The organism is Pseudomonas sp. GGS8 (genome assembly GCF_024168645.1).
GTDB lineage: Bacteria > Pseudomonadota > Gammaproteobacteria > Pseudomonadales > Pseudomonadaceae > Aquipseudomonas.
On record NZ_JALJWF010000001.1, the window covers coordinates 1,339,273 to 1,352,145 of the forward strand.

A 12,873-nucleotide genomic window follows, 5' to 3' on the forward strand; every position below is an offset into this window, starting at 1 on the left:
GACGAGCCGGTTGGGGCTCGTCGGATAAATTTAATACACATCCATGTCAGTTAGCATAAATCTCTGTGGCGAGGGAGCTTGCTCCCTCGTCACAAAAGCCCGCCACACTCATGTCAGCTTAACCCCAACTCACGCCAGATCCGCATGACCTGCCGTCGTTCATCCACGAACTGGTCGCCCGGTATCACGCCGGCATCCTTCTGCAAGGCCTCCCGGTGAGCGGCGGAGCGGTAGGCTTTATAGGCCTCACGCAACAGGCTGGCGTCTTCGGCGGGTATCAACCCCTCCTCCTCCAGCCCTTCCAGAATGCGGATATTGTCGGTATAGCGCAGCAATGACGGATGTGTTTCAGACCACGCCAGAGCCGCGTATTGCACCATAAATTCAATATCGACGATACCTCCAGCGTCCTGCTTGAGATCGAACGGCGCCGTGGCCTCGAAGGCATTTGTCGCCATGCCCGCCGCCGTGCTCTTGCTGCCGAGATTATCGCGCATCTTGGCGCGCATCTCGCTGACCTCCTGGCGCAAGGTCGACAGATCCCGCGATTTGGCCAATACCGTCGCGCGAACCTTCTCGAATGCCTGACCTACATCCTGGCTACCCACCAGCACCCGCGCCCGCACCAGCGCCTGATGCTCCCAGGTCCAGGCCTCGTTCTCCTGATACCGGGCAAACGCCCCCAATGAACTCACCAGCAAACCGGAAGCACCGGACGGTCGCAGGCGCATGTCCACTTCATACAGCTGACCGGAGTTGGTCTGGGCCGTCAGCAAGTGAATGATCCGTTGCCCGAGCCGGGTAAAGAACTGCGCGCCGTCGATGGGTTTCGGGCCGTCGGTTTCCGCATGCGGATCCGCGTCATGGATGAACACAAGGTCCAGGTCCGAACTGTGCCCCAACTCCAGACCGCCGACTTTCCCGTAACCGACAATAATGAATCCAGGGTCGCACACGCTGCCGTCGGTGCGCAGCGGTGTACCGTACTTGGCCACTGTCTGGCGCCAGGCCAGGACCAGCACTTGTTCGAGGATCGCTTCGGCGAGCCAGGTCAGGTAATCGCTGACCTTCATCAATGGCAGGCTACCGGCGATTTCCGAAGCGGCGACGCGCAAGCGGTGCGCCAGCTTGAAATGCCGCAGGGCTTCCATTTGTTGTTCGAGATCGTCTTCGGGAATCCGCGTCAGGCGCTCGCGCAACTCGGCCGCCAGTTCCGGCGCCAGCGGCGGTTTGAACAACCGGCCTTCGTTGAGCAATTCGTCGAGCAGCAACGGAAAGCGCGTGATCTGTTCGGCAATCCACGGGCTTGCCGCGCACAGTGTCAGCAGACGGCGTAGCGCGCCGGGGTTTTCGGTCAGCAGCACCAGATAGGCGGAACGCCGCGCCACGGCCTCAACCAGCGGCAACACACGTTCCAGCACCAAATCGGGATTGGCGTGCTCCACGGCCTGAGCCAGCAAGCGCGGAATAAAAGCATCAAGGCGCTCCCGCCCCAGGCGCTGCATGGCACGCAATTGCGGGCTGCCGCGTAGACTGGCCAATGCTTTCAGCGCCTTGGCGGCATCGGCGAAACCGCCCTCTTCGAGTTGGCGGCACGCGGCTTCTTCGTCCTGGGCTTCTTCCCACAGCGGCAGCCATTCCCCACCGACCACCACTTCGCTCTCGGTGCCTTGCTCTTCGTCGGGATCGGCAATCACCTGACCGAAGTGCCAGGCCACCCGGCCACGCCAGTACATCAGTTGTTCGTGGAATGCCGTCCAGTTGGCAAACCCGAGCATGAAGGCAATGCGCGCCTGATCGTGTGCGCCGTCCGGCAACATCTGGGTCTGGCGGTCGGCAATCGCCTGAATCGCGTGCTCGGTGTAACGCAGGAATTCGTAGCCTTCGCGCAGCTCGCTGACCACCGCCGGCGGCAGGTAGCCCTGCCCCTCCAGAGTGCTCAGTACTTTTAATAGAGGACGTTGCTGCAGACTCAGGTCGCGACCACCGTGAATCAGCTGGAAGGCCTGGGCGATAAACTCGACTTCACGGATGCCGCCGGAGCCAAGCTTGATGTTGTCGGCCATACCCTTGCGCCGGACTTCCTGCTGGATCAACTGCTTCATGGTGCGCAGCGCTTCGATGGCCGAGAAGTCCAGGTAACGCCGGTAAACGAACGGCCGCAGCATCTCGAGCAACTGGGCGCCAGCCACTTGATCGCCAGCCACCACCCGCGCCTTGATCATCGCGTAGCGTTCCCAGTCGCGACCCTGATCCTGGTAATACTGTTCCAGCGCATTGAAGCTCAGCACCAGAGCGCCGGACGAACCGTAAGGCCGCAAGCGCATGTCGACGCGGAACACGAAACCGTCGACGGTCATCGGGTCCAGCGCTTTGATCAGACGCTGGCCGAGGCGAATGAAAAATTCCTGGTTATCCAGCGAGCGTTTCACGCCAACGGTTTCGCCGCCCTCGGGGTAGGCAAAGATCAGGTCGATGTCCGACGACAGGTTCAACTCCACCGCACCGAGCTTGCCCATGCCGAGGATGACCATCTGTTGCGGCTCGCCGCTGCGCCGCCCGGTGGGCACACCGAACTGCTGGCAATGCCGCGAGTACAACCACTGATAGGCCTGATCGATGCTGGCATCGGCCATGTCCGAGAGGTCGCGACACGTCTGGACCAGATCGGCCTGGCGAGTCAGGTCGCGCCAGATGATCCGCACCTGGTGACGATTACGCTGGCGGCGCAGGACACGACCAAGCTGGTCGTCAGTTTCGGCGGCGCTCACCGCCGTCGCAATCTGTGCGCACAACTCGCCTGGCGCCAAGGCACGGTCCAGTTCGCCGGACTGCACCAGTTCCAGCAACATCAAAGGGTCACGCAGACTGTGTTCAATCACAAAGTCGCTGGCAGCGGTGACGCGGGCAAATTGCGCCCAGCGCTCAGGCGTCCAGGCAGACAGGCCATGGTCGTCGGGAAGAACCCCGACAGTCGTGCGGAACGACTGCTCGGCGCGGGTGACAAACGGCAGGAGCCCATCGGGCAGTTCGGCAAGCGAAGGGAGGCTCATGGTCTATCCTTGATCGGCGTGTGAAGGGCTGCATGTAGTGATTCGTGAAAACACGCTACGTGAGTGACTGTCGAACAAAGGTTAGAAATAGCTGAAATTTCTTTATTTTTGGCAGCGGTCATCAAGCTTCCACCTTTTTCGATTGGCAAAAGACCAACCTTAACGATTATTCTCACAACGCAGCCGGAGGCCACAAGCCAATCATCTGTAGTTTTACTACTCGTCTATACATTCGAAAGGCTGAAATGCCCGAAGATTTGTAGTAAAACTACACGCCGCCGGAACAACCTATCGGCAATCCAAGAATTTATATCGTCTGCCCACAAGGCCAGTCGCAAACTCAGGCAACCGATTCTGGAAGCCTTTCCGCCCTGGAGCAAGCCATGCAAGACCTCGATCCCGTCGAAACCCAGGAATGGCTGGACGCCCTGGAATCGGTTCTCGACAAAGAAGGCGAAGACCGTGCTCACTATCTGATGACCCGTATGGGCGAACTCGCAACCCGTAGCGGTTCGCAATTGCCTTACGCCATCACCACGCCATACCGCAACACCATTCCCGTTACCCACGAAGCACGCATGCCTGGCGACCTGTTCATGGAACGCCGCATTCGCTCGCTGGTACGCTGGAACGCGATGGCCATGGTGATGCGCACGAACCTGAAAGATTCTGACCTGGGCGGTCACATCTCCAGCTTCGCCTCCAGCGCAACCCTGTACGACATCGGCTTCAACTACTTCTTCCAGGCCCCGACCGACGAACACGGCGGCGACCTGATCTACTTCCAGGGTCACACCTCGCCAGGCGTTTACGCCCGTGCGTTCATGGAAGGCCGCATCACCGAAGACCAGATGAACAACTTCCGCCAGGAAGTCGACGGTCAGGGCCTGTCGTCCTACCCTCACCCATGGCTGATGCCTGACTTCTGGCAGTTCCCGACCGTATCCATGGGCTTGGGTCCGATCCAGGCGATCTACCAGGCACGCTTCATGAAGTACCTGGAACACCGTGGCTTCATCCAGCCAGGCAAACAGAAAGTCTGGTGCTTCCTGGGCGACGGCGAGTGCGACGAGCCGGAATCCCTCGGTGCGATCTCCCTGGCCGGCCGCGAGAAGCTGGACAACCTGATCTTCGTCATCAACTGCAACCTGCAGCGCCTCGACGGCCCGGTTCGCGGCAACGGCAAGATCATCCAGGAACTCGAAGGCGTGTTCCGCGGTGCTCAGTGGAACGTGACCAAAGTCATCTGGGGCCGCTTCTGGGACCCACTGCTGGCCAAGGACGTCGACGGCATCCTGCAACGCCGCATGGACGAAGTCATCGACGGCGAGTACCAGAACTACAAAGCCAAAGACGGCGCGTTCGTGCGTGAACACTTCTTCAACACGCCAGAACTCAAGGCGATGGTTGCCGATCTGTCCGACGACGAGATCTGGAAACTCAACCGTGGCGGCCACGACCCGTACAAGGTCTACGCGGCGTACCACGAAGCGGTCAACCACAAAGAACAACCGACTGTCATCCTGGCCAAGACCATCAAAGGTTATGGCACCGGTGCCGGCGAAGCGAAAAACACTGCGCACAACACCAAGAAAGTCGATGTCGACAGCCTGAAGTTGTTCCGCGACCGTTTCGACATCCCGGTCAAGGACGACGAACTGGAAAACCTGCCGTTCTTCAAACCGGAAGAAGGCAGCGCCGAAGCCCGCTACCTGAGCGAGCGCCGTACCGCACTGGGCGGTTTCGTGCCTCAGCGTCGCGCCAAGAGCTTCAACATCCCGACCCCGCCACTGGATACCCTCAAGGCGATCCTGGACGGCTCGGGCGACCGTGAAATTTCCACCACCATGGCCTTCGTGCGGATCCTCGCGCAACTGGTCAAGGACAAGGAAATCGGCCCACGCATCGTACCGATCATCCCGGACGAAGCCCGTACCTTCGGTATGGAAGGCATGTTCCGTCAGTTGGGCATCTACTCGTCCGTCGGCCAGCTCTACGAGCCAGTCGATAAAGACCAGGTGATGTTCTACAAGGAAGACCAGAAGGGCCAGATCCTTGAAGAAGGCATCAACGAAGCGGGCGCCATGAGCTCCTTCATCGCTGCCGGTACTTCGTACTCCAGCCACAACCAGCCAATGCTGCCGTTCTACATCTTCTACTCGATGTTCGGCTTCCAGCGTATTGGCGACCTGGCCTGGGCCGCTGGCGACAGCCGTACCCGTGGCTTCCTGATCGGCGGCACCGCCGGCCGTACCACCCTGAACGGTGAAGGCCTGCAACACGAAGACGGTCACAGCCACCTGCTGGCTGCCACCATCCCGAACTGCCGCACCTACGATCCAACCTACGGCTACGAGCTGGCGGTGATCATTCAGGACGGTATGAAGAAGATGACCGAAGAGCAACAGGACGTCTTCTACTACATCACCGTAATGAACGAGTCCTACCAGCAGCCAGCCATGCCGGCCGGTGCCGAAGAAGGCATCAAAAAAGGCATGTACCTGCTCGAGGAAGACACCCGCGAAGCGGCGCACCACGTTCAGCTGATGGGCTCCGGCACCATCCTGCGTGAAGTCCGTGAAGCGGCGAAGATCCTGCGTGAAGAGTTCAACGTCGGCGCCGACGTATGGAGCGTTACCAGCTTCAACGAACTGCGTCGCGATGGCCTGGCCGTTGAACGCACTAACCGTCTGCACCCTGGCCAGAAGCCTAAGCTGAGCTATGTCGAAGAGTGCCTGAACGGCCGTAAAGGTCCGGTCATTGCGTCTACCGACTACATGAAGCTGTTCGCTGAACAAATTCGTCAGTGGGTCCCGTCCAAGGAATTCAAAGTCCTGGGCACCGACGGTTTCGGCCGCAGTGACAGCCGCAAGAAGCTGCGTCACTTCTTCGAAGTAGACCGTCATTTCGTGGTGTTGGCAGCCCTGGAAGCCTTGGCTGACCGTGGTGACATCGAACCTAAAGTGGTGGCTGAAGCCATCGCCAAGTTCGGTATCAACCCGGAAAAACGCAACCCACTGGACTGCTGAGGAGACACTCTGTGAGCGAACTCATTCGCGTACCTGACATCGGCAGCGGTGAAGGTGAAGTAATTGAACTGTTTGTGAAGGTCGGCGACCGTATCGAAGCCGACCAGAGCATCCTGACGCTGGAATCGGACAAGGCGAGCATGGAAGTGCCTGCGCCTAAGGCCGGTATCATCAAGAGCCTGAAAGTGAAGCTGGGCGATCGCCTGAAAGAAGGCGACGAACTGCTGGAACTGGAAGTCGAAGGTGCCGCTGCCCCAGCCTCTATACAGCCCCCTGCGGCGGCCGCTGCGCCAGCCAAAGCTGAAGCCAAACCGGCTGCCGCACCTGCGCCAACGGCTCCTGCTGCCGCGCCGGCGGCTGCCAGCATTCAGCAAGTGCACGTGCCGGACATCGGTTCGTCGGGCAAGGCCCAGATCATCGAGATCCAGGTCAAGGTCGGCGACACCGTCGAGGCTGATCAGTCGTTGATCACCCTGGAATCCGACAAGGCCAGCATGGAAATCCCTTCGCCCGCCGCTGGCGTGGTCAAGGCCATCAGCGTCAAGCTCAACGACGAAGTCGGCACGGGCGATCTGATTCTGGATCTGGAAGTGGCGGGTGCTGCGGCCCCTGCTGCTGCCGCTCCTGCCCAGGCTGCTGCGCCTGCTGCCGCAGCTCCTGCGCCAGCCGCCGCGGCGCCGGCTGCACCGGTTGCCGACAGCGTTCAGGACATTCATGTCCCGGACATCGGTTCGGCTGGCAAGGCCAAGATCATCGAAGTGCTGGTCAAGGCGGGCGACACCGTTGCCGCCGACCAGTCGCTGATCACCCTGGAATCCGACAAGGCGAGCATGGAAATTCCATCGCCGGCCGCTGGCGTGGTGGAAAGCGTTTCCATCAAGCTGGATGACGAAGTCGGTACCGGCGACCTGATCCTGAAGCTGAAAGTCAAAGGCGCGGCACCTGCTGCAGCCCCGGCTGCCGCTGCTGCGCCGAGTGCTCCAGCGCCTGCCGCTGCTGCTCCGGCTGCCGCCGCTCCTGCTGCTGCCCCGGCTGCTGCTCCTGCCAAGCCTGGCGCGAAAGTTCACGCCGGCCCTGCCGTGCGTCAACTGGCCCGCGAGTTCGGCGTCGAGCTGAGCGCTGTCGGCGCCAGCGGTCCGCACGGTCGCATCCTGAAGGAAGACGTTCAGGTTTACGTCAAAGCCATGATGCAGAAGGCCAAGGAAGCTCCGGCCGCTGCGGCTGGTGCAACCGGCGGCGCGGGCATCCCGCCAATTCCGGTCGTGGACTTCAGCCGCTTCGGCGAAATCGAAGAAGTGCCGATGACCCGCCTGATGCAGGTCGGCGCTGCCAACCTGCACCGCAGCTGGCTGAACGTGCCGCACGTGACGCAATTCGACTCGGCGGATATCACCGAGCTGGAAGCGTTCCGCAACGCCCAGAAAACCGTGGCCGAGAAGGCCGGCGTCAAGCTGACCATCCTGCCACTGCTGCTCAAGTCCTGCGCACACCTGCTCAAGGAACTGCCGGACTTCAACAGCTCGCTGGCACCAAGCGGCAAAGCGATCATCCGCAAGAAGTACGTGAACATCGGTTTCGCGGTCGATACCCCGGATGGCCTGCTGGTACCGGTCATCAAGAACGTCGACCAGAAGAGCCTCCTGCAACTGGCCGCCGAGGCTGCTTCCCTGGCTGAAAAGGCCCGGACCAAGAAGCTTTCGTCGGACGAGATGCAAGGCGCCTGCTTCACCATTTCCAGCCTCGGCCACATTGGCGGCACCGGCTTCACGCCGATCGTCAACGCGCCGGAAGTGGCGATCCTCGGTGTTTCCAAGGCAACCATCCAGCCAGTCTGGGACGGCAAAGCCTTCCAGCCGAAACTGATGCTGCCGCTGTCTCTGTCCTACGATCACCGTGTGATCAACGGCGCCGCTGCTGCACGCTTCACCAAGCGTCTGAGCGACCTGCTAGCAGACATCCGCACCATTCTGCTGTAACACCGGCCGGCCCTCCCTGACCGGAGGGCCAGTCGCGTTCCACGTTTTCCGAGCGCCACGCTCGTACCTCAACCCCGCCAATTTGGCGGGGCTTTTTTTGCCTGAAAAAAGCCCTCATCCGCACTTTATTCCTACATTCACGGCTTACGCCACCTACAACCCCAGTCCACTTCCGCCCGATATTTTTTTCCAGCCAATAACTAGGCTTAGTTTGGAGGTTTCATATAGAAACCTCGACGACTTAATCTGCTTAGTTAGCATTACTTCGAATGGATTCGAACATGTTCAAACCAACTGTCGGCCCAATTATCGGCCACACCACCACTCACCATGCGCGTATTTTCTTGCGCGGTGAATTACAGGGCGATGCCTTGGTATTTGCGGGCATCCGTTATCGACGCACCGGTGAGCCATACTGGTCCAAAGGAGTATTTGCAAAACTGTCCGCCTTGCGTGACATGTCCGATGTGATTGCACTCAACGATCTGGCCAGCGACACCGACTATGAATACCAGGCAGGCTGGTTCAGCCCCATGAGCCCAGTGCATACCGTGGAGACGGTTCAGGAACTGCCGCTGCAATGGCCGCGGGAGATTTACCGCTTGCGCACACAGTCCAGCAAAACCACCCAGCCGCGAGCCTATGTCATCGGCTCATGTCGTTACTTGCGATTGACCGCCGGCATTGCATTGGCCCCACAGTGGGGCGACCGGATTTTTGCCTCGATCAACAGCCTGGCGGAACGCGCCGAACCGCCCATCAGCGCCATGCTGATGACTGGCGACCAGATTTACGTCGATGACCTGAACCTTGTGGCCCCCGACCGGGAATACCAAGACATCCTCAAGAAGTACCGCACAGCCTTTTCGCAGCCTCATATTTCCAAGTTAATGTCGGGCATTGCGACTTATATGATCCTCGACGACCATGAAATTGAAGACAACTGGCCCGCGAATAAAAGCAAGGACGATGATCACTTATACAACAATGCCATTGCAGCGTATGAGTTATATCAAGCCAGTCACAGCCCCACGTATGAACTGCTGGCCAATGGGCAAGTAAGCAAAAGACTGGAACAGTATTGGTATCAGTTCTCCGAGGGTGATATCGAATGGTTTATCACCGACAGTCGAACCCGACGCAATCTGTCGGCCAGCGACCGGCGCATCCTTGATGAAGAACAGGAACAGGCGCTGCTCAAATGGCTGATCAATAGCCGGGCCCGGGTCAAATTCGTGGTCACCAGCGTCATGTTCTATCCCGACCGCAAACTTAACGGCGATGACGCCTGGAAAGCCTTCCCGGAGCAACGGCTACGGCTGCTGGAGACGATTCGTACACGCGGCATCAAGAACGTCTTGTTCATCTCCGGCGATGTTCACGGCTCCCTCACCAGTCGTCTGACCCACAGCGAAGACCCGGATTTTGAAGTCCACACCATCGTGTCTTCACCGCTGTGCAACAGCAAACTGCTGCCGTACGCCAAGGCATCGACCTTCATCCTCGAGCAGGCCCTGGCCCGAACAGCGGCGGGCGACTATCGGCATGAACTGACCAGCGAGGTGATCAGCCAGGACAACTTCGCGCATCTGATCGTCGAGGCCGAGCAGGTTCGCGTCAATTATCACGATCGGGATGGTAAGCCATTGCAGTCGATCAGCATCAAATTGCATTGATCCCTGGAAAAGATCGCAGCCTTCGGCAGCCCCTACGGGCTGCAATCTTTTGGCCCACAACATTACTTTTTGACGCCTCGCTGGAGAAAACTGTGCGCCTGCCGACATATTCTTATAGCACTTGGCCTTCATGTCTCTTGTCAGTCGGTGTCGCAATGATGCAACCTTGCTGCAGGCAACAGTAAAGAGGGCGAGAGCCCGGCGCGATCAGCATATTCGAAGCGAGTTTCCCTCAATGAAAAGCCAACCCGATGCCGCCAGCCGTATGGTGGCCGAGGTAGTGACGCAGTTGCCTGTGCCCTCGCGGCTCGGCATGCTGCGTTTCGAACGGCTGAATGAACCAAGCTGGGCGCTGCTGTTTCTCGATCCTAATTGCGAACGACAGTTCGGCCTGCCGGCGGTGGAGCTCTGTGCTCTGGTCGGTTCGCCGTACGCCAGCCTGATGGAGCCCGAAGCGCGCTATCAACTGCACGACACGATCCAGCAACAGCTCACCGAAAACCCGCATTACCTGATCCGCTACACCCTGCACACCGCCGCCGGCGTTCTGAGCCTGCTGGAACTGGGCGAAGCCTACAAACAACACAATCGACACCTGCTGCGCGGCTACCTGATGGTGGTGGACGGTCTGTTCGACGGCGAACCCTTACTGCCAGCGCTGGATCTGGAAACCCAGAACTCACGCCTGCAAATCGCCCTGGAACTCAATCAACGTGCCCAGCAGGAACAACTGCAGCACCTGGACCGGGTGCGTGCCCAGCAAGACCTGATCCTGCTGCTGACCCGCCAGCGCTACAGCACCAACAATTCCTTGCAAGAAGCCGCCGAACTGATCACCCGCAGCGCCTGCGACATCTATGAAATCGACTGCGCCAGCCTGTGGAACCTCGACGGCTCGCTACTGACGCCAATCTCGGCCTATCACCGTGCCACCCGCAATCACCAACTGCCGGAGCCCATCGACGCCAGTGGTTTTCCCGATTACCTCGACGCCTTGCACACTGGCCGCGCCATCGACGCCCACAACGCCATGCGCGACCCGCGCACCCGGGAAATCGCCGAGTACCTGCGCCCGCGCGACGTCAACGCCATGCTCGACGCCAGCATCCGTGTCGATGGCCAGGTGGTCGGCGTGCTCTGCCTGGAACAGATCGGGGCGACCCGCGCCTGGCAATCGGACGAAATCGCCTTTGCCGGCGAACTGGCGGATCAATTCGCCCAAGTCATCAACAACCACAACCGCCGTACCGCCACCAGCGCCCTGCACTTGTTCCAGCGTGCGGTGGAACAAAGCGCCAACGCCTTTCTGCTGGTCAATTGCGACGGCGTGGTGGAGTACGTCAACCCAAGCTTCACCGCGATCACCCAGTACACCACCGAGGAAGTCCACGGCCAGCGGCTGTCGGAACTGCCAGCCCTGGAAAACCTCAGCGAACTGCTGTTCGACGCTCCGTCGGCGCTGGCCAAGAGCAACAGCTGGCAGGGCGAATTCAAGAGCCGGCGTAAAAACCTCGAACCCTACTGGGGCCAGTTGTCGATTTCCAAGGTCTATGGCGACAACCGTGAGCTGACCCACTACATCGGCATCTACGAAGACATCACCCAGACCAAGCTCGCCCAGCAACGCATCGAGCGCCTGGCTTACACCGACAACCTGACCAACCTCGGCAACCGTCCGGCATTCATCCGCAACCTCGATGAACGCTTTGCCCGAGACAGCGATACGCCGATCAGCCTGCTGCTGGTGGACATCGACAACTTCAAGCGGATCAACGACAGCCTCGGCCACCAGACCGGCGACAAACTGTTGATCAGCCTGGCGCGGCGCCTGCGCAACAGCCTGAGTTCGAGCGGCAGTCTGGCGCGCTTCGCCAGTAACGAATTCGCGGTGCTGCTGGACGACACTGACCTCTCGGCGGGCCAGCTGGTTGCCAATCAATTGCTGGCAACCCTCGACAAACCGATGTTCGTCGACAACCAGTTGATCAGCGTCACCGGCTCCGTAGGCCTGGCCTGCGCGCCGCTACATGGTCGCGACCCACAGACGCTGATGCGCAACGCCGGCTTGGCGCTGCACAAGGCCAAGGCCAACGGCAAACATCAGGTGCAAGTGTTCACCGAAGCGCTGAACGCTGAAGCCAGCTACAAACTGTTCGTCGAAAACAACCTGCGCCGCGCCCTGACCCAGAACGAACTGGACGTGTTCTACCAGCCCAAGCTGTGCCTGCGCAGCGGTCGCTTGCTGGGGATGGAGGCGCTGCTGCGCTGGAACCATCCGGAAAAGGGCATGATCCGCCCGGACCAATTCATCAGCGTGGCCGAAGAAACCGGGCTGATCATCCCGATCGGTAAATGGATCGCCCGCCAGGCCTGCCGCATGAGCAAAGACCTGACCGCCGCTGGCCTGGGCAACCTGCAAGTGGCGATCAATCTGTCGCCCAAGCAGTTCTCCGACCCGGACCTGGTGGCGTCCATCGCCAACATCCTCAAAGAAGAAGCGCTGCCGGCGAACCTGCTGGAGCTGGAACTGACCGAAGGCCTGCTGCTGGAAGCCACCGAAGACACGCACTTGCAGCTCGATCAGCTCAAGCGTCTGGGCCTGACCCTGGCGATGGACGACTTCGGCACCGGTTACTCGTCGCTCAGCTACCTGAAAAAATTCCCGATCGACATCATCAAGATCGATCGAAGCTTCATCCACGAAATCCCGGACAACCAGGACGACATGGAAATCACCTCCGCCGTGATCGCCATGGCCCACAACCTGAAACTCAAGGTCGTGGCCGAAGGCATCGAGACGGCCGAGCAGTTGGCCTTCCTGCGCCGTCACCGCTGCGACGTCGGCCAGGGCTACCTGTTCGACCGTCCGATTCCGGGTTCGGAGCTGATCGAAAAGCTCAAACGCTACCCACGCGGCCCATTCGTCTGACAGCGACATCCCCTGTGGGAGCGACCTGTGGCGAGGGGGCTTGCCCCCGTTGGGCTGCGAAGCAGCCCCAAAATCTCTGATGTACCAAAGAGCTTGTGAGTGCTACGCACTCAAACGGGGCGGTGCGGTGTTCCGACAAGCCCCCTCGCCACAGGTCGCTCCCATAGAGGTAGTGCGTAACTGGACGGCATTGGGCAAACTGGCAGTCTG

5 protein-coding genes are annotated in these 12,873 nt (G+C 59.9%); 4 read left to right on the top strand and 1 reads right to left on the bottom strand.

Annotation, left to right across the window (positions count from 1 at the left end; all coding sequences use genetic code 11):
• Positions 1 to 113: 113 nt before the first annotated feature.
• A complete protein-coding gene (gene glnE / locus J3D54_RS05890) occupies positions 114 to 3,053 on the bottom strand; it encodes a bifunctional [glutamate--ammonia ligase]-adenylyl-L-tyrosine phosphorylase/[glutamate--ammonia-ligase] adenylyltransferase (protein WP_253417081.1) in 2,940 nt (979 codons plus the stop codon).
• Positions 3,054 to 3,436: 383 nt separating this feature from the next.
• On the opposite strand from glnE, the gene aceE reads away from it, so the two are divergent.
• The 4 genes from aceE (at position 3,437) to J3D54_RS05910 (ending at position 12,663) form a co-directional block, all read left to right on the top strand.
• Complete coding sequence (aceE, locus tag J3D54_RS05895) at positions 3,437 to 6,082, top strand: pyruvate dehydrogenase (acetyl-transferring), homodimeric type (RefSeq protein WP_253417082.1); 2,646 nt, start codon at positions 3,437 to 3,439, stop codon at positions 6,080 to 6,082.
• A gap of 11 nt (positions 6,083 to 6,093) precedes the next feature.
• On the top strand, positions 6,094 to 8,058 hold the full coding sequence (aceF, locus tag J3D54_RS05900; RefSeq protein ID WP_253417083.1) for a dihydrolipoyllysine-residue acetyltransferase: 1,965 nt from the start codon (positions 6,094 to 6,096) through the stop codon (positions 8,056 to 8,058).
• Between the two features lie 281 nt (positions 8,059 to 8,339).
• Positions 8,340 to 9,734: an alkaline phosphatase D family protein gene (locus J3D54_RS05905; RefSeq protein ID WP_253417084.1), complete on the top strand. Its 1,395-nt coding sequence runs from the start codon at positions 8,340 to 8,342 to the stop codon at positions 9,732 to 9,734.
• A gap of 235 nt (positions 9,735 to 9,969) precedes the next feature.
• Positions 9,970 to 12,663: a bifunctional diguanylate cyclase/phosphodiesterase gene (locus J3D54_RS05910; RefSeq protein ID WP_253417085.1), complete on the top strand. Its 2,694-nt coding sequence runs from the start codon at positions 9,970 to 9,972 to the stop codon at positions 12,661 to 12,663.
• The last annotated feature ends 210 nt before the right edge of the window (positions 12,664 to 12,873 follow it).

Bases quoted from the DNA above. Each gene is read 5' to 3' on its own strand.
- glnE (WP_253417081.1), bottom strand. From the start codon at position 3,053: ATGAGCCTCCCTTCGCTTGCCGAACTGCCCGATGGGCTCCTGCCGTTT.
- aceE (WP_253417082.1), top strand. From the start codon at position 3,437: ATGCAAGACCTCGATCCCGTCGAAACCCAGGAATGGCTGGACGCCCTG.
- J3D54_RS05905 (WP_253417084.1), top strand. From the start codon at position 8,340: ATGTTCAAACCAACTGTCGGCCCAATTATCGGCCACACCACCACTCAC.
- J3D54_RS05910 (WP_253417085.1), top strand. From the start codon at position 9,970: ATGAAAAGCCAACCCGATGCCGCCAGCCGTATGGTGGCCGAGGTAGTG.